The sequence below is a fragment of the Bacillus cereus group sp. MG4 genome, assembly GCF_040460055.1.
GTDB classification, from domain to species: Bacteria; Bacillota; Bacilli; order Bacillales; family Bacillaceae_G; genus Bacillus_A; species Bacillus_A wiedmannii.
Genome location: NZ_JARVGZ010000001.1, coordinates 900,981 through 918,653 on the forward strand (window position 1 = coordinate 900,981; position 17,673 = coordinate 918,653).

The window sequence follows — 17,673 nt, forward strand, 5'->3', positions numbered from 1 at the left end:
TTCTCATTTAAATTGTTTCATAAGTTTGGTATTTTTCTTCTTTAAGCGCTAGCTTTGCTTTCATACGATCTTCTTCTCTTTGGAAGCTAATACGTAATACCCCAAGCAACCCTTCACGTGCTTCTAATATTTGCAAGTTCGTAATACTAATTTCTTCGCGTGCCAAAATACTCGTAATATGAGCCAATGCCCCTACTTTATCTAAAACATCAACGTATAAGTCGTGATAGGCAGGAATTGCCCCTCTCTTTCGTACTGGTAAAGAGTCACGATATTCTTTCGCGTCTGCAAAATAGTTTTGAATCTCGCCTGCATCTCCGGTAGAAACTGTATCATATAAATCTTCCATTTCAGAGATCCACTCTTTTAATAATACCATTAAATGCTCGCGATTTTGTCTAACAATATCACTCCACATTTTTGGGCTACTAGATGCGATACGTGTAATGTCTTTAAACCCTCCGGCAGCTAGTTGATGAATGAGCGGATTATCTCCTGCATGTTTCTCCACTTGCTTTACTAATCCAGCTGCGATAAGATGTGGAAAATGACTAACGATCCCTGTTACATAATCATGTTCCTCTGTATTTAGAACGAGAAAATGAGATCCTGTTCCTTGTAACCAACGCTTTAGTTCTTCCACATGTTCATTTGGCACATGATTCATCGGCGTTAAAATATAAAATGCATTTTCAAATAAATGTGCTTTTGCACTTTCAACTCCCGTTTTATGAGAACCTGCCATCGGATGTCCACCAATGAAAGAAACTTCCTTTGAAAATAAAGCTTCCGCTTCATTCATGATCGTCCCTTTTGTGCTACCAACATCTGTTACAATAACATCTTCTCTTAAACGAAATGACGCTAATTTGTGTAATAACTTCTTCGTTTCTTCAACTGGAGAAGCAAACACAATTAAATGCGCCTCTTCACATGCATGCTGTAAATCTACTGCTACTTCATCTACTACATGTAATTCTTTTGCACGCTCTACTTGTTCTTGAAATATATCATAACCTGTTATCGTTACATCGTGCTCTTTCTTAATTGCTAATGCGAGAGAGCCTCCGATTAAACCAGTTCCAATTAAAACTACCTTTTTACGCATTTTCCTCATCTCGAGACTTTCTTTTTTTATTTTCAAAGTGTTGTTTTAACACTGAAATCACTCCTTCATTTTGCTCCCTTGTTCCGACTGTAATACGGACACCATTTGGGAACGGACGAATAATAAATCCTGCGTGTGCACAAGCTTCATAAATCTCCCCAGCATTCTCAACTGGCAAGAAGATGAAATTTGTTTGCGATGGATAAAACGGAATTTCATTTTCCTTACAAAAGCTTTCGTATTGTTGTAATCCCTCTGTATTCACACGAACTATTTCCTCAATAAACTCGTCATCACCAAAAGCAAGCGTCGCTGCTTTTTGCGCTAATGAAGATACGTTAAATGGCAAACGTACGACATTTAATTTCTCGATTAGCTCTTCCGATCCAATTGCATATCCAACGCGAAAAGAAGCTAATCCGTACGCTTTAGAAAATGTTCTAAGTACAAGAATGTTTTTATGTTTTTCTAAAAGCGGTAATGTCTCCGGGAAACCTTTTGCTGTTACGTATTCATAGTACGCTTCATCAATGACAATTAACGTATTTTCACTAATACCTTCAATAAATTGAGTCAATTTTCGATCATTCACATATGTTCCTGTCGGGTTGTTCGGATTACAAATCCATACGATTTTCGTATTATTATTTATTGCTGACGAAATTTCGTCTAAATCGTATACACCGTTATTTAAAGGGATTTCTTTCACTTCACAACCTTCAATAATTGCATGATGACGGTACTGCGGAAATGTTGCACCAGCCGTTACGATGTTATCTCCTACTTTAAGTACTGCACGGCTTATTATTTGAATGACTTCATCTAAACCACTACCGCAAAGTATTTGTTCCATTTGAACATGTAACTTATTTGCAATTGTTTGACGAAGCGCTATAGCACCTCCGTCAGGATATAAAGCATGTTCCAACCACGATTTTTGCAACTCATCTAAAACACGTGGTGAGCAGCCGAATGGATTTTCATTTGATGCTAATTTCACAAATGAATGATCTCCGTACACTTCTTTCATTTGTTCAGGTGATTTACCTGGTGTATATGGTTGTAATGATGAGAGTTGATCTTTCACTTGCATGTTAAAACCACCTTTTTATTAAAATTCTTTTGCATATTTATTATGTTGCGTAATGTTTTGCTGAATTAAATCCATACGATCTTTTCCGAATTGTTCGACTAGTGCATGTGCAAGTTCCCATGCTATAACAGATTCAGCTACTACACCTGCTGCTGGTACTGCACAACTATCAGATCTTTCAATACTCGCTTGGAATGCTTCTTTCGTATCAATGTCAACACTTGCTAACGGTTTGTATAATGTAGGTATTGGCTTCATAACACCTCTTACGACAATTGGCATTCCTGTTGTCATACCGCCTTCTAAACCGCCGGCATTATTCGTTTTTCTCGTGTATCCATTTTCTTCATCCCATAATATTTCATCGTGTACTTTACTTCCTGGCTGTCTTGCTGCTTCAAAACCAACGCCAATTTCAGCACCTTTAAATGCATTAATACTCATAATTGCACCAGCAAGTTTTGCATCTAATTTACGATCGTAATGAACGTAACTACCGACGCCAATCGGCATACCTTCTGCAATGACTTCAACAATACCGCCGATTGAATCTCCGCTACTTTTTGCGTTATCTATCGCATCCATCATCTCTTGTTCTACTTCTTTATCTAAACATCGAACTGGTGAATTTTCAGTAATCGTTTGAATTTCTTCTATTGGTAAGTTTGAAATTCGTTTCGCTTGTACCCCACCAATTTCAAGAACATGCCCTGCAATTTCTACGCCTAATTCTTTCAAAATTTGTTTTGCAACTGCACCAGCAGCTACACGAACTGTCGTTTCTCTTGCAGATGAGCGCTCTAGTACGTTTCTTATATCACGATGTCCATATTTAATTGCGCCGTTTAAATCCGCATGTCCTGGACGTGGTTTTGTAATTGTACGTTTCATATCTTTACTTTCTTTTTCCGAAATTGGCTCTGCACCCATTACTTTCGTCCAATGTTTGAAATCATCATTTTTAACGATTAACGTTATTGGTGAGCCAAGTGTCATCCCATGACGAACACCACTTACAATTTCAACTGTATCAGTTTCTATTTGCATACGTCTTCCGCGTCCGTGTCCTTTTTGTCTTCTTAATAATTCTTTATTAATATGTTCCGCTGTTAATGTTAAACCTGCTGGTACACCTTCTAAAATAACTGTTAACTGCGGTCCATGTGATTCTCCAGCTGTAATGTATCTCATTTCTCTTGCCCCTTTACTATTTTTTTGTACAAAAATGTCCCTACTGAGCGCTCAGTAGGGACGAAGTTTATCGCGGTACCACCCTAGTTGTAGACAACTAGCGTCTACCTCTCTTCTTCTGTAACGATCGTTTGACCGTCTTTCCCTCCAAAAGTTGGCGGAAAAGATGCTCCAAGGCTGTAATTCATACTTATCTTTGTACTGATTCACACCGACCATCAGCTCTCTTTAACAGTGAGATAAGCACTACTGTTTCCTCTTCAGCGCATATATGATATGGAATTAAGATAATTTATTTTTGAAACCTTTTAACTCATCCATGAATCTATGGAATTCTGGAATATCCATTTGTTGTGCAGAATCTGATAATGCAACTGCTGGGTCTGGGTGTACTTCAGCCATTACTGCATCTGCACCAATTGCAAGTGCTGCTTTCGCTGTTGGTAATAATAAATCTCTGCGTCCAGTTGAATGCGTTACGTCAACGATTACTGGTAAATGTGTTTCTTTCTTTAAAATCGGTACTGCTGAAATGTCTAATGTGTTACGTGTCGCTCTTTCGTATGTGCGGATACCACGCTCACATAGAATAATTTGGTCGTTACCTTGTGCAATGATGTACTCAGCTGCGTTAATGAACTCATCAATTGTTGCTGCTAATCCACGTTTTAATAATACTGGCTTGTTAACTTTACCTACAGCTCGTAATAAATCGAAGTTTTGCATGTTACGTGCACCAACTTGAATTACATCAACGTAGTCTAGCGCCATTTCAACATCGTTCGGATTTAAGATTTCACTAATGATCGCTAAGTCGAACTCATCTGCTACTTGACGTAAAATTTGTAATCCTTCTACTCCTAAACCTTGGAAATCGTATGGAGATGTTCTCGGTTTGAAAGCACCACCGCGCATTAATTTTAGGCCTTGGTCTTTCATCGCTTGCCCTACTTGGCGAACTTGCTCTAAGCTTTCTACCGCACAAGGTCCCATGATGAACGTTTGTGTTCCGTTTCCAATCAATTCACCTTTTACATTAACGATTGTATTTTCTTGTTTCTTTTTACGTGATACTAGTAATGCTTTACGGTTATCATCTTCTTGTAATTCTAAGCTAGCTTTGAAGATTGTTTTGAAAATGTGTTGAACTGTTGACGTTTCGAATGGTCCTTCGTTATGCTCTGCAATCATATCAAGTACTTCACGCTCACGTACTGGATCAAAACGTTTCGTACCTTGTACTTGCTTTTGCTCCCCAATTTTTTGAACGATTTCACCACGTTTGTTTAAAAGGTGTAATAGTTGTAAGTTAATTTCATCTACCTGTTTACGTAATTGATCTAATTCATGATTTGCCATTTGGAAATCCTCCTCTAATGTTTAAAAAGTATAGTAAGAGAATGAAAAATTCTCTATTTTCTGAACTGATAAATTATACAAAATTTAAGTGGAATCGATACCTCTTCTTATTTTAAACGAATACTTACTATAAGGACACTATCAACTCAATCAAAACCCACTTTTTTGTACAAAAAATCCCTACTGATCCAATCAGTAGGGACGATATTTATCGCGGTACCACCCTAGTTGTAGACTTATTTCGTCTACCTCTCTTCATTGTTAACGATCATCTGACCGTCTTTCCCTTCATAAAGACAATACTATCTTTACTACGAAAAAGATGCTCTAGGACTGTAATTCGCTCTTGTTTTTGTACTGGTTCGCACCAACCACCAGCTCTCTGTTACAGGGAAACAACAACTACTGCTTTTCCTTTCAACGCATATATATTTAATTTTCAAGTTAGACCACTAAAATACAAAAAGTCCCTACTGAATAAATCAGTAGGGACGATATTTATCGCGGTACCACCCTAGTTGTAGACTAACTTTCCGTCTACCTCTCTTCACTGTTAACGATCAATTGACCGCTTTTTCTTCATAAAGACAATACTATCTTTACTACGAAAAAGATGCTCCAAGACTGTAATTCATGATTATCCCTGTACTGGTTCACACCAACCACCAGCTCTCTGTTACAGTAAGACTAACCACTACTGTGATCTCTTCATTGCACTTTGTTTATTCAAATGTTTTTGAAATTGAATAAGTATGATTCGTATTATAGAACGCTTTTCAAAACACTGTCAACAACTTTTTATATATTTTTTAAAATTCCACTTCCGCCCTACATTTCTTCTTGTAAATTCTCCATAACAATTCCGATGCGAATTATCTCATTATCTATTGTATTTAGTACATTTTTTTCTACTCCATACCGAGATAATACTTCTTTTATTTGAATGATTTCCGTTTCAAGTAAATCGGCTTCCTGAAGCGTTTGTAGTAAAGTGAAAAATACATTTGCATACAATTCTTTATACATTTTTATACGCTCTGTCTTTTCAAGTATTTCATTAAATAACTGTTTTAACTCCGTTTGATTCCCTTTTCCACCCACGTCCGAAAATGATTTACATATTATCGATAATCCTCTTTCTACTATTTCATCCATAAATAAAATAATACGTAAAAGCATTACATATTCTCTAGCTGTAATTTCACCCATTTTCGGTCGCTCTCGCAAAAATATACTGAGCCACGCTACCCAAAATTTTTGTTGTTCTTTTGCACTTAACGTTTTGACGTAATAGCATAAAAACTGCATAAATTTAATTTTATTTTCTTCATTTTCTTGTATAAGCAACGGGTATAACCAATCTGTTTTTTGCTCCCAATACAGTACACATTTAATAAATACAAAACTAAGCCATTTCAAGAAAGCTTCCCTCGTATGCGGATGCAATACTTCCAAATGTTCTACTGCATACTTAATAAATCGCTTCATCTCTGTAAATAAAGGTAAATTGATTTGCGTGTAACATAAGCCTGCCCAGGCATATTTCGTAATCTCATTTTCCTTCTTTAAATCTAAGTACGGTAACAAATATTTTCGGCACCACTGCTTCTCAATATGATAAAGAAATGTAATATCTGCTACTAAACGCGCTAACATGTAATTTGTCCGCTCTGAACTAACTCTTACTTGTTCTTCAAATAAAAATAAATATTCATACACGTTACGATCGTATAAATGATCATATGATAACAGTTTTAATAATACAGCTGTCATTTTCCCAACAGGATGCTGGATCGATTCATTGTAAAAATCTTGTTTTCCAAGCTTAAAATCTGTATCACTTTTCATTACTTGAGGGAATACCGAAAAAGCAAACCGTTTCACATTACGTATGCTATTTTCCTCTAACTCTTCTAATCGATTACTAATTTCATATAGAAAGCTACTAATTAACCAATGAAAAGCAGTATTTCTAACAAATTTCTGCAATAGCGGAATAACTTTTTGGATTTGTTCATTTGTCAGTCCTCGGTTATTTCGCCACTCTCTAATACAAACAAACCATACTTCATTACTTATTTCGTGCATGCTAACTAATTGGTAAGCAAATGAAATACTCCATTCTGTATTCAATTTACATGCTTTCGATAACATCTCTAAAAAATGACGTTGCTCAAAAACACCGTCTTGAGAAAATTGACGAACTTGCTTCATAATTTCATCGTCTTTCAGCTGTAATAATCCATCAGCAGTTACGTTACAAGTAATACTTTGTTCCGTGGTTTCTTTCTTTTGTACGCTGTATCGATCAGAATGGAAGTGAGGATGCTTTTGCTTCATTACCTCATAACCTTTCGCTGTAGAGGGACTATTGGAATCACAAGTGAATAATAAATCTAACACGAAACAAACATCAAACGCCCTCTCCTCTGCAAGGTCCTTCAGTACTATTTGAATGACTTCTTCTTTTGTTTTTTCTAAAGAAGATGCGAAATGATTTTTTATAAGCTGAAAAACTTCGTGTTTATAGGTGACATTTAAAAGAAGTCCTTCCTGAAACAACCATTTCATTTTGTCATCGGCGCTAACGAATATATTTTTATTTATCGCATCAATTGCAATTCGGGTCTGAAGCACGCTGTTTGCTTCTATCATTTCTGTAATATAATAATTTGCTTTTTTCTCATTATTTTCACATAAATAAGCTAAACACTCTTTTACAATTTGAATTAAAAAGGCAAGATCATTTTGCTGAAACTCTTTTTCAACATTTTCCTTACCCTTTTTTTTCAATGCCGTTTGTCGTAGTGATAGCATTCGCATCTTTTCTATTCCCATCATCATAATTGGTACGGCGTAATAGGAAATATGAGGTTTCATCTTCTCATTCCAAATTTGCTCCACATAAGAAAATGTAGACACTGGTAAGCGACTCGATTCCTCAAGTTCTATTGATTCTTGCGTACCATTTCCCCATTTTCTCTCCCGCTTCAACTTAAGCTTCCCATCCAAAATAAACGTTAGTAATAATAATGCAATTTCTTTATGCTCAGGAAAAGAACATTTTTGTAGTAAGTAAGAAATTTTTTCAATTGATTTACTATCTTTTTCAGCTGTTTCTAGTAAAAGAAGTGTCCATCTTGCAAACAACAACGGATCCATCTCAATTTTCGTCTCGTTTAAGTAGCTACAAATTGTTCTCCAAAATAACGGAGATAGTTTAGAATGATTTTTAAAAATTAACTGAAATAATTCTTTTTGATGACTAAAAAGAAATTGTTCCACTAACCATTCTGCAAGTAGTTCATCTACCTCATTATAGTTTGATGTAACTAAAAATAAATTTTGTAATTTCCCTTCTGCTTCAAGCCATTCCACCCATTCATAATCATGAGCAAATTCAACAAAGTAGCGGACTGTTTCAATTTTTTTTATTGATTGTTTTATGTATGATAATTGTTCCTGCTCTACTGATGGTGGAACTGTTACTATGTCACGAATACGCATTCGTTTTGTAATATAATTATCTCCCATTAATTCCGCCCATCGCTTCACTGCTTTAACAAGAGATTGATGATTATTACCTTTATTCGGATATACAATCGGCCGTATTCCTAAATGCTCCCAGTGGTACGTATTTTCCCCTTGTGCAACAAATGCATAACGCCTTGTACTTGGTGGTAAACCAGTCGCTAAATATTTCATTACTGGGTCATTATGGCTATATCCAACGAATAAAACGGTATAATTCGAGAATAAATCAACTAAAAATCTTCTTGCCCATCCTTCCGTCAAGTAAGCCCTTCCAAAATCACCATCTGTTAAAATTAACGCTTCTTTCTCTTGTTCTATATTTCCATGTATGTAGGCGAGTCCTTTAAACGCTCTACCTGTAGGTAATGCAGGTGCATAATATACGTTAAATTCTCTATTCATTTCTTTCATCGCAGTTGTAAAATGTCGATCAAAATTTGTCGTTACAATGCGGACTTCTGTATCTAAAGGAAACAACCTTGGAATCGCATAATGAAGCGGATTTGGCTTTGACTTTTCAGTATGAACTAAATCTCTTGCCACCTGATGTACATCTTTTGTTTTCGCAATTTTACCAAGATAATAATCATGAGGTTCTGTTATTTCACGCGTTTCTACATATAACGTTTTCGCAATTTCATCAACTAGATCATCAAAATTCGGTAAGTTTGATTTCCCTTTCATAGAAACTCCCGCTCCAACAAATAGTACTAACTTTCCTTGTTCAAGATGATCAATTAACTCCTCTGGAATTTCTACTTCTGAAGTAATCCACATCATGGATTCCCCCTTACCTAAAAATGTCATATACTCTCATTTTACTATAACATTTTTTCTTTGTTTTTTTAATATTTAGACAAAAAACGAACGTGAAAAAGTTTTATGTAAATATATTCGTTACAATGTATGAACTCCTAAATTTATTGTAAAACTATGTATAAATCGGAGGTGTAAATATTGAATGGTTTTACTGTAGTACTTATCAAATTTATATCGTGCATTATCGCATTTAGTATTGGACTCGCTTTATTTTTCCCTGCAACGTTCGTCCAAATTATTTCATTTAGTCTCTTTGTTACAATCGTTTCCTATATGTTCGTCGATAAAATCATATTAAACCGAATAGGTAATACCGGTGCCATTATGTCGGATTTCTTACTAACGTATTTAAGCGTATGGATTTTCGGTAATATTTTATTAGACAATTACATGCAAATTGCATGGGGGAGTTTCCTTTCCGCTACTGTCTTTACATTATCTGAAGTAATCGTTCATCGCTTTTCTAACTCACACACAAGGCACAACAACGATAACATTCATATTAATCGCCGCTTTGCATATGGTACGGAATTTGCTGAAGAACAGAATGTATTGGATAAAGATAAGAAGAAATAACATTTTGATGCAGGAGCGCCCTTTTTAATTATGTGGTGCTCCTTTTTTATGTTTTCATTATGGTACGTGAAATTACGTGAACGATTATTTCAAAATATTGATTTACCGACAATATTCAACTCTACTTCTTATAATAAAAAAACTGCCTCTTATTTAGAGGCAGTCACTTTCAAATCTTTTAACGCGACAACATTAGCAAACGCTCCAAACACTACATTATGATGCTTTACAATGTCTTCCGCACGTAACACGTCTGTATGAAACGTACTATGTGCATCACTCACTAACGTTACTTTATACCCTTCACTAAACGCTCTTCGCGTTGTCGTATCCACACAGTACTCTGTTTGCATTCCTGAAATAATAACGTGTTCAATGCCTTTTTCTTGTAATACTTCGTTTAAGTTTGTCTTATGGAAAGAATCTGGCGTCGTCTTTTCAACGATACGATCCCCTTTTTGCGGAGCAATCGCCTCATGCACTTTCCAGCCCTCTGTACCTTTTTCTAACGGATGATCTTTTGGTCCGTTATGTTGTACATAAATAACTGGAATATCATTTGAACGACATTCCCCAATAAGCTCTTGCAATATTTCTAAAAACTTTTCCCCATTATGTACTGGCATTCCTGCTGTATACATACCTGCTTGCACATCAATTACTATTAAAGCTTTTTTCATTTCCCGCAGCTCCTTTTATTTGTATTCCACCATCCAACAATCTTCTAATTTCCCCTCATGCAGTTCATGTTCCTTTAAAATCTTCACCTTTTTAAATCCGCATTTTTCATAACATTTTAACGCGCGTTCATTATTTACTTTCGGGTCCATTGCGATTACTTCTGCTCCCGTGTTCTCCATAATATATGTAATTGCTGCCTGAACTAGTTTCGTTCCAATTCCTTTTCCCCAATAATTCGGTTCTCCGATAAATTGATCCATTCCCCATACATGTTGTGATTCTTCATAGCCATATAATGTTTTCCACTCAGAATCAACTGGATACATTTGAATATAACCAATTGGCACATCATCAAACTCTATTAAGCATCTTTTTTCATGACTATTTGGATTATGTATAAAATAATCCAGTACCATTTCTACAGATTGCGGATTATCTCGTCCTTCGTAATACTGTAGGACTTTTGGGTCTGTTAACCATTTTGAAATGATTGGTGCATCCACATCTATTACGTACCGAACCGATACATGATCTTTTTGAAATAACATATAGTACCTCTTTTTAATTATTTATATTTTTTCTTGTTTTAAAATCTTTCATTGCACCTATTAGTGCGTATGGTAACAATGTAATTGCAAAAAGAGCAGTAAATAAATTAAAATGTGGGATTTTATATGGAGTGAACCATTCCGTAAAAAATTGAGACTGTAAAACTCCATTTAAAAATTCTCCACTAGGTTTAAAGTTTGGTGCCCATGCAATCACCTCACAAATAATAAATAATAATTGAACAATTATAAATGTCCCTAGATACCGAAACCATTTCCGTTTCCAAATCGGCTGCACCTTATTAAATTTATCTTCCATCTTGCCCCCACCTTTTTTTTCTATCATATTAATTATACACTTTTCATGGTTTATTTGTTAAAATTTTCTATATAATCATTCACGCTGGAGGATACATTATGTCTAATCCTATACTTAATTCAACTTTAATCATTCTAGTACAGATTTAGCAATGAATTTCACTAAATCAAAACAATAGAAGTCAGCCTCGATTAAGAGAACTGACTTCTATTTGAATAACTATAATTATTATAAAACTTTTACTTTAACAGTTTGTCTTCCCCAATTCATAGCTTTACTTTTGGAACCCATTAAAACATCAATACGATTTCCTTTAATAGCACTTCCAGTATCACCAGCAATTGCTTCTCCATAACCTTCTACCCATACTTTAGATCCTAATGGGATTACTTTTGGATCTACTGCAATAATTCTCATATTCGGATTAGCCGTTAAATCATGCCCCATCGCAGTTAAAACGCGTCCACCATATGTACCATTTTCACTTGGATCAGCAGTATATGCTGTCGCTACTACCGTTAATTCACGTTTAGCAGACTGTATGTTATTTTTAGCCTCTTCTTTTGCTTTTGCTTCTTCCTTAGCTTTTGCTATTTCTCTTGCTTTCTCTTCTTCTTTAGCTTTTGCTATTTCTCTTGCTTTCTCTTCTTCTTTAGCTTTTGCTATCTCTCTTGCTTTCTCTTCTTCTTTAGCTTTTGCTATCTCTCTTGCTTTCTCTTCTTCTTTAGCCTTTGCTATTTCTCTTGCTTTCTCTTCTTCTTTAGCTTTTGCTTCTTCTTGGGCTTTCACGTCTTCTTTAGGCTTTACTACTTTTTGTACTTTCGTTTCTTCCTTAGGCTTTACTACTTCTTGTACTTTCGTTTCTTCCTTAGGCTTTGCTACTTCTTGTACTTTCACTTCTTCCTTAGGTTTTGCTACTTCTTGTACTTTCACTTCTTCCTTAGGTTTTGCTACTTCTTGTACTTTCACTTCTTCCTTAGGTTTTGCTACTTCTTGTACTTTCACTTCTTCCTTAGGCTTTGCTACTTCTTGTACTTTCACTTCTTCCTTAGGCTTTGCTACTTCTTGTACTTTCACTTCTTCCTTAGGCTTTTTTGCTACTTCTTGTACTTTCACTTCTTCTTTTGCTTTTACTATCTTTTGTGCTTTAACTTCATCCTTAGCTTTAATCGTTTTTTGTACTTTCGCTACTTTCTTCGTTTTCTCTTCAGCTTTCTTTTCAACTGGTGCTGTACTTGATAGGAAAGAAACATTTGCATAAGCTGTTTTTCCTTTATACTCAAATTGTAGCCATCCATCTTTTACTTGATGCGTTGATTCAATTACATCATCTTTTTTCAGTCTACCAAGAACTTTTGATTCTGTGTTTGATTCAGAACGTACATTTAACAAATCTGCTGTTACATGGTAAATATCTTTTGTAAACTCCGAGCTTACAAATACTTCTTTACCATTCAACTCAATTTTTGACCAGCCATCTTCGGTATTTATGACTTTTAATTCTTGTCCCTCCTTTACTTTTTCGACAACTTTTGATTCCGTAGTCGGTTTTTCACGTACGTTGAGTACATCTGCTGTTACGATCGTTTCTGCGATAGCAGTTGTGGTAAAAGCCCCCAATCCAAAAACTGTTGCTGTTGCTGCGCCAATTATTTTTTTCATATTAGCCTCCATTATTTTTTTGAATTCTATCAAATGCCTCCATAAAATTAGGAAAGCATTTGTAACAGTATATTAATACGACTTAATATACTGCTATTAAAATTCCTTACTCCAATACTATCAAATTCTCATTTTTAATTCTATATATTATAAATCTCACTATCTTCTATAAATTCTTCTTACTAAATAGTTGTCACAATTCCTGCCAAAAACAAACTTACGATTGCTAAAAATTTTGTGCCGACTATAGCCCCTCTTAAATGAAACTTATAATCTTTATATCCCTTCATGCCTTCTGTACTAGGAATAACAACAAATCTTGGGGTAATCCAGCAAAAGATTAGCCAATCCAGTATAAACAAATCGACTAAATTAAAAATCATTAAAATACCAAAAGTATGTAAATAGGCATCAATATATAATAATTTTTCATGTTTATGTAATATATATGTAGAAACGAAAGGAGTACCGAAAAGAATAGCATTATATGCAATGTTAAAGTAGATTGTTTGCTTTTTTTCATGAATCGATTTTGGAAAAACTACCTTTTGAATATCTTTCGGATATTCAGTTAACGAAAGACGAGGATTATAATATAAAGATCCTAAAATAATTACGGATAATACAATAGACATAATGACACCAACGTACATCATTTGCTCAAATGGATTCATATGCTACATTCACCTTTTTCTTTAATTACTATGTTGCTCCTTTACTTAATTACACATTGTATGCTCATAAATAACCAAAAATTAATACCACCTTCAACACCCAATCAAAATTCTTGCACTGCAAAAACAATTTTTATAAAGTGACAGCCTAATTAGTTAAGTTAGGATTGGTGAAAACTATGAAAATAGAACATATTGCAATTTGGGTAAATGATTTAGAATTAATGCGTTCTTTCTATACGAAATACTTTAATGGTAAATCGAACTCTTTATATCATAATGAATTGAAACAATTTGAATCTTATTTTATTACGTTCGAATCTGGAGCAAGACTTGAAATTATGCGTAAAAAAGGTATAGAAAACGAGCCTAACCTTAACATAACTGGCTATGCTCATATGGCTTTCTCTGTCGGTAGTGAAGAACGCGTAAATGAATTAACTACAACATTAAAAAATGATGGTTATCCTTTATTAAATGGACCACGTTTCACTGGAGATGGCTATTACGAAAGTGTGATAAGCGATCCTGAAGGTAATCAAATTGAAATTACGATTTAATTTATCTTTTTTCTGAAGAACAAATGAAAATTAGTTTGGAGGAGTATTATACAAAAGCTAAATTTGAAGAAACAGATTTTAATTTATCTTTCCAGCTCGTATCCAATAAAGAAGTAATGGCGCCATGAAAATCATCAACTATTCAGCTGTTATAAAGTATATGATTCATTATGGGATTTGAATGTAATTCAAAAAATGCTTAGGATTTCTCCGAAGCATTTTTTGTATAGGAATAATAAATTTATTCCTTAGCCGTTTAGTCAATGCTTAAACCTATTTCCTCATCTTTTAAATGTGAGAGTGTCCCTATTAATCTAAATAAGCGTCTCATTTCCAAGCTTCCAACTAAACCATCTCCCATGCCCTTCTGTTTCTCCAACCGTTTCACGATATTCATTTCCGTTAATATAATAATCAATATGAAGGTCCCGGTCCCACATGTTGTTATATAGGTGAAATACATCACGTTTTGCGCCGATTTCTTGTATTTGTTTTTCTAACTTATGTTTTATTTGTTCAGGTATTTGATTTGCGACGTGTGTGTGGAAAATACAGATTACAGCATCTTCACTTATTTGTTCAATAATAGATGGAAATAGCTCCACACCGTCACCTTCTATTAATTGAACAGATTCAGTTTTCACTAAAGATGCTGCTTGGTCAAACATTTCAAGTCTTTCTTTATGCTCTGGCCAAATGAGTGCACGTAGCCACAAATAATCTTCATTACTATGTAAATCATTCACATGTAAATCTAGTCCGATTCTTTCTACGACAGATGGACTTTCTTTTAGAAAATGAGGCACATTCTCTCCTCTTATTTCAGAAGTTACATGCACATTCGAGTTTATATTTCCGTATGTTACATCTGTTCCATACGAATAGCTATATTGATCCCAGAACAGTTGTAATCCAGAACTTGTCCCAATTTCAATTAACGCTATTGGTTTTTTCACTTTATTAAATATGTAACAGAAACTTGGGTATAAGTACGCACATCGCCTTACTTCATTCGTTTGAACGAGTTTCGTTTGTAATAAGGTAATGATTTCTTCTCGATACGTTTTACAGAAATCTTTAAAATAATCAAAAGCTTGATTTAAATCCGTATTAGCATTTTCAACTAAGCTACTGTAATACATTTTTAAATGATGTTCTTTCCCTGATAGTAATAAATAATGTACAGCACCTAATAATAAGTTTGGAATTGGTTGGCCTACTTGAGCGTAGGAAGATAGTGTAAGTACTTCCTCATCTTCAGCAATTTTTATTGATAAGTATTCATATAAATCACTTGACCCTTTACATTCCTTTATTGAAAAATTTCGAAATAAGTTTGCAATTTGTTCTTGTGTACGCATTGGTATCCCTCCTTTTCATTTTACAGAATAATCATACTATTATCAGGGGGTAAAATCCCATAAAAAGGTATCCTTTCTACCCATTCTACGATACGTAAGCTTTTTCGGGATAATTTCAAACTGTAATTTTTTTCTATTTATCACCTTAAAAGAGCTTGTTAAATAAGATTTTTGGCGAATAAAACGTTAAATAGTTTAAAATTATCAGATAACACTAGATATTTTAGTCTATTAATTATTATAATAGAGTATGAGATGGTTATACAATTGAGACAAAAAAGGTAAATACCTAGGTGGGGCCTAGGCGGTGTTTCTCTTTTACGGCTTAGACATAGAAAACACCTACTCTTTTTTGCCAATATAGGGGATGGAGAGATTATCATGAGCAACATGCAGCAAAAAACAGACGTTATCTTAATTGGTGCAGGAATTATGAGTGCAACGTTAGGCTCATTACTAAAAGAATTAGCACCTGAATGGGAAATTAAAGTTTTTGAAAAACTCGCAAGTGCCGGGGAAGAAAGCTCTAATGAATGGAATAATGCAGGTACAGGGCATTCTGCGCTATGCGAACTGAACTATACTTCCGAAAAATCTGACGGATCTATAGATATTAGTAAGGCTGTAAAAGTGAATGAGCAATTCCAGCTTTCAAGACAATTTTGGGCATATCTTGTAAAAAGTAAATTAATTCGTAATCCACAAGATTTCATTATGCCTCTACCTCATATGAGTTTAGTACAAGGTGAAAAAAATGTTGAGTTTCTAAAAAACCGTTTTGAAGCGCTTTCAAAAAATCCACTGTTTCAAGGTATGGAATTTTCCGATGCTCCTGAAACATTAAAAAAATGGCTTCCACTCATTATGGAAGGACGTACACCTAACGAACCGATGGCTGCAACGAAGATTGACTCTGGAACAGATGTTAACTTCGGTGCATTAACACGTATGTTGTTTGATTACTTACAAACGAAAAATATCGAACTAAACTACAAACATAGTGTCGAAAATATTAAACGCACGAAAAATGGTTTGTGGGAAGTAAAAGTACACGATATGAATAGTGGTAAAATTGAACATCATACTGCAAAATTCGTCTTTATCGGCGGCGGTGGCGGTAGTCTACCTCTACTACAAAAGACTGGTATTCCTGAATCAAAACATATCGGTGGATTCCCAGTAAGTGGACTATTTATGGTATGTAAAAATCAAAAAGTTGTAGAGCAACATCATGCGAAAGTATACGGTAAAGCTAAAGTTGGCGCTCCGCCAATGTCTGTACCTCACCTTGATACGAGATATATAGACAATAAAAAAGCTTTACTATTTGGACCGTTCGCAGGGTTCTCTCCTAAGTTCTTAAAAACTGGCTCAAACCTTGACTTAATTGGTTCTGTAAAACCAAATAATGTCTTAACGATGTTAGCTGCTGGTGTAAAAGAAATGGGATTAACAAAATACTTAATTCAGCAAGTTATGTTATCTCACGAAAAACGTATGGAAGAATTACGCGAATTCATTCCGAACGCGAAAAGTGAAGATTGGGATATTGTAGTTGCTGGGCAACGTGTGCAAGTAATTAAAGATACTGATGCTGGTGGTAAAGGTACACTTCAATTCGGTACCGAAGTTGTTAGTGCGGCTGATGGATCAATCGCGGCGTTACTAGGTGCATCACCAGGTGCATCTACTGCCGTACACGTCATGCTTGAAGTATTAGAAAAATGTTTCCCAAGCCGCATGGTAGAATGGGAAGAAAAAATCAAAGAAATGATCCCTTCTTACGGCATTTCACTAACAGAAAATCCAAGATTGTTCCAAGACCTTCACACTTCTACAGGTCGTACGCTTGGATTAAATGAAAAAGAAACAGTTCATAATTAATGAAGGAATAAAAAACGTCCGATATATTCGGACGTTTTTTTGTTACTAAAAATTATATTTATCAATATTCTCTTTCGTAAATACAACCCGCTCTGGTAATACGATAATTCCATTTCCTTCTGCTTCATAAGCATAACCTTGGATGGAGTTTGGCTCTACTTTCACTTTTCCGATTCCTTTTACTTCGAAACTATCCCCTACTTTTAACTTCTTCCCTTTTACTACTATTTCATTTGCTACATACGTTGCGAGTGCACCTTGTTGTTTTACGTCCCATAAAACGAACGGTCTTTTGGGTTCACAT

General features: G+C 34.9%; 14 protein-coding genes, 1 pseudogene and 3 other annotated features. Of the genes and pseudogenes, 3 read left to right on the plus strand and 12 right to left on the minus strand.

What is annotated here, in order from left to right; translation table 11 throughout:
- Positions 1-7: 7 nt before the first annotated feature.
- From tyrA to QCI41_RS04755, 5 genes are all read right to left on the minus strand, one after another.
- The gene (gene tyrA / locus QCI41_RS04735; RefSeq protein ID WP_193672660.1) at positions 8-1,108 is read right to left on the minus strand and encodes a prephenate dehydrogenase; all 1,101 of its coding nucleotides are present in this window, start codon (positions 1,106-1,108) and stop codon (positions 8-10) included.
- On the minus strand, positions 1,101-2,201 hold the full coding sequence (hisC, locus tag QCI41_RS04740) for a histidinol-phosphate transaminase (protein ID WP_353838149.1): 1,101 nt from the start codon (positions 2,199-2,201) through the stop codon (positions 1,101-1,103). The genes tyrA and hisC overlap by 8 nt, the downstream gene beginning before the upstream one ends.
- An 18-nt stretch (positions 2,202-2,219) precedes the next feature.
- Positions 2,220-3,392 carry a chorismate synthase gene (aroC, locus tag QCI41_RS04745; protein ID WP_048560705.1) on the minus strand — a complete coding sequence of 391 codons (1,173 nt, stop codon included), beginning with the start codon at positions 3,390-3,392 and terminating at the stop codon, positions 2,220-2,222.
- Positions 3,393-3,445: 53 nt separating this feature from the next.
- Positions 3,446-3,665, minus strand: a binding site (T-box leader).
- 9 nt (positions 3,666-3,674) lie between these two features.
- Positions 3,675-4,751 (minus strand): bifunctional 3-deoxy-7-phosphoheptulonate synthase/chorismate mutase, encoded by a 1,077-nt coding sequence (locus QCI41_RS04750; protein WP_001273578.1) that lies wholly within the window; start codon positions 4,749-4,751, stop codon positions 3,675-3,677.
- Positions 4,752-4,945: 194 nt separating this feature from the next.
- Positions 4,946-5,181 (minus strand) — a binding site (T-box leader).
- 54 nt (positions 5,182-5,235) lie between these two features.
- Positions 5,236-5,472: a binding site (T-box leader), on the minus strand.
- A 107-nt stretch (positions 5,473-5,579) separates the two neighbouring features.
- Positions 5,580-9,062, minus strand: coding sequence for a DUF4020 domain-containing protein (locus QCI41_RS04755; RefSeq protein WP_353838148.1), 3,483 nt, complete (start codon positions 9,060-9,062; stop codon positions 5,580-5,582).
- 180 nt (positions 9,063-9,242) lie between these two features.
- Here QCI41_RS04755 and QCI41_RS04760 point away from each other — a divergent pair, with 180 nt between their 5' ends.
- On the plus strand, positions 9,243-9,680 hold the full coding sequence (locus QCI41_RS04760) for a YndM family protein (protein ID WP_001013096.1): 438 nt from the start codon (positions 9,243-9,245) through the stop codon (positions 9,678-9,680).
- A 149-nt stretch (positions 9,681-9,829) separates the two neighbouring features.
- Here QCI41_RS04760 and QCI41_RS04765 read toward each other — a convergent pair whose 3' ends face one another.
- The 5 genes from QCI41_RS04765 to QCI41_RS04785 all read right to left on the minus strand — a co-directional run bounded on the left by QCI41_RS04765 (position 9,830) and on the right by QCI41_RS04785 (position 13,564).
- The gene (locus tag QCI41_RS04765) at positions 9,830-10,360 is read right to left on the minus strand and encodes a cysteine hydrolase family protein (RefSeq protein WP_353838147.1); all 531 of its coding nucleotides are present in this window, start codon (positions 10,358-10,360) and stop codon (positions 9,830-9,832) included.
- 15 nt (positions 10,361-10,375) lie between these two features.
- Complete coding sequence (locus QCI41_RS04770; protein WP_353838145.1) at positions 10,376-10,909, minus strand: GNAT family N-acetyltransferase; 534 nt, start codon at positions 10,907-10,909, stop codon at positions 10,376-10,378.
- 13 nt (positions 10,910-10,922) lie between these two features.
- Positions 10,923-11,228, minus strand: coding sequence for a YfzA family protein (locus QCI41_RS04775; protein WP_144611720.1), 306 nt, complete (start codon positions 11,226-11,228; stop codon positions 10,923-10,925).
- Positions 11,229-11,456: 228 nt separating this feature from the next.
- Complete coding sequence (gene entB / locus QCI41_RS04780) at positions 11,457-12,890, minus strand: cell wall-binding protein EntB (RefSeq protein WP_353838144.1); 1,434 nt, start codon at positions 12,888-12,890, stop codon at positions 11,457-11,459.
- Between the two features lie 182 nt (positions 12,891-13,072).
- Complete coding sequence (locus QCI41_RS04785; RefSeq protein ID WP_060487168.1) at positions 13,073-13,564, minus strand: hypothetical protein; 492 nt, start codon at positions 13,562-13,564, stop codon at positions 13,073-13,075.
- Positions 13,565-13,743: 179 nt separating this feature from the next.
- Here QCI41_RS04785 and QCI41_RS04790 point away from each other — a divergent pair, with 179 nt between their 5' ends.
- A complete protein-coding gene (locus tag QCI41_RS04790; protein ID WP_000687541.1) occupies positions 13,744-14,124 on the plus strand; it encodes a VOC family protein in 381 nt (126 codons plus the stop codon).
- A gap of 314 nt (positions 14,125-14,438) precedes the next feature.
- Here QCI41_RS04790 and QCI41_RS04795 read toward each other — a convergent pair whose 3' ends face one another.
- Positions 14,439-15,485, minus strand: coding sequence for a DUF2332 domain-containing protein (locus QCI41_RS04795; protein ID WP_353838143.1), 1,047 nt, complete (start codon positions 15,483-15,485; stop codon positions 14,439-14,441).
- A gap of 381 nt (positions 15,486-15,866) precedes the next feature.
- Here QCI41_RS04795 and QCI41_RS04800 point away from each other — a divergent pair, with 381 nt between their 5' ends.
- Positions 15,867-17,369 (plus strand): malate:quinone oxidoreductase, encoded by a 1,503-nt coding sequence (locus QCI41_RS04800; RefSeq protein WP_060487171.1) that lies wholly within the window; start codon positions 15,867-15,869, stop codon positions 17,367-17,369.
- Between the two features lie 45 nt (positions 17,370-17,414).
- Here the strand turns inward: QCI41_RS04800 and QCI41_RS04805 are convergent.
- Positions 17,415-17,654, minus strand: a pseudogene (locus tag QCI41_RS04805) (autoinducer 2 ABC transporter substrate-binding protein LsrB); the annotation flags it as partial.
- Between the last annotated feature and the right edge of the window lie 19 nt (positions 17,655-17,673).

Coding starts and splice junctions, on each gene's coding strand:
- tyrA (WP_193672660.1), bottom strand. CDS start 1,108: ATGCGTAAAAAGGTAGTTTTAATTGGAACTGGTTTAATCGGAGGCTCT.
- hisC (WP_353838149.1), bottom strand. CDS start 2,201: ATGCAAGTGAAAGATCAACTCTCATCATTACAACCATATACACCAGGT.
- aroC (WP_048560705.1), bottom strand. CDS start 3,392: ATGAGATACATTACAGCTGGAGAATCACATGGACCGCAGTTAACAGTT.
- QCI41_RS04750 (WP_001273578.1), bottom strand. CDS start 4,751: ATGGCAAATCATGAATTAGATCAATTACGTAAACAGGTAGATGAAATT.
- QCI41_RS04755 (WP_353838148.1), bottom strand. CDS start 9,062: ATGTGGATTACTTCAGAAGTAGAAATTCCAGAGGAGTTAATTGATCAT.
- QCI41_RS04765 (WP_353838147.1), bottom strand. CDS start 10,360: ATGAAAAAAGCTTTAATAGTAATTGATGTGCAAGCAGGTATGTATACA.
- QCI41_RS04770 (WP_353838145.1), bottom strand. CDS start 10,909: ATGTTATTTCAAAAAGATCATGTATCGGTTCGGTACGTAATAGATGTG.
- QCI41_RS04775 (WP_144611720.1), bottom strand. CDS start 11,228: ATGGAAGATAAATTTAATAAGGTGCAGCCGATTTGGAAACGGAAATGG.
- entB (WP_353838144.1), bottom strand. CDS start 12,890: ATGAAAAAAATAATTGGCGCAGCAACAGCAACAGTTTTTGGATTGGGG.
- QCI41_RS04785 (WP_060487168.1), bottom strand. CDS start 13,564: ATGAATCCATTTGAGCAAATGATGTACGTTGGTGTCATTATGTCTATT.
- QCI41_RS04790 (WP_000687541.1), top strand. CDS start 13,744: ATGAAAATAGAACATATTGCAATTTGGGTAAATGATTTAGAATTAATG.
- QCI41_RS04795 (WP_353838143.1), bottom strand. CDS start 15,485: ATGCGTACACAAGAACAAATTGCAAACTTATTTCGAAATTTTTCAATA.
- QCI41_RS04800 (WP_060487171.1), top strand. CDS start 15,867: ATGAGCAACATGCAGCAAAAAACAGACGTTATCTTAATTGGTGCAGGA.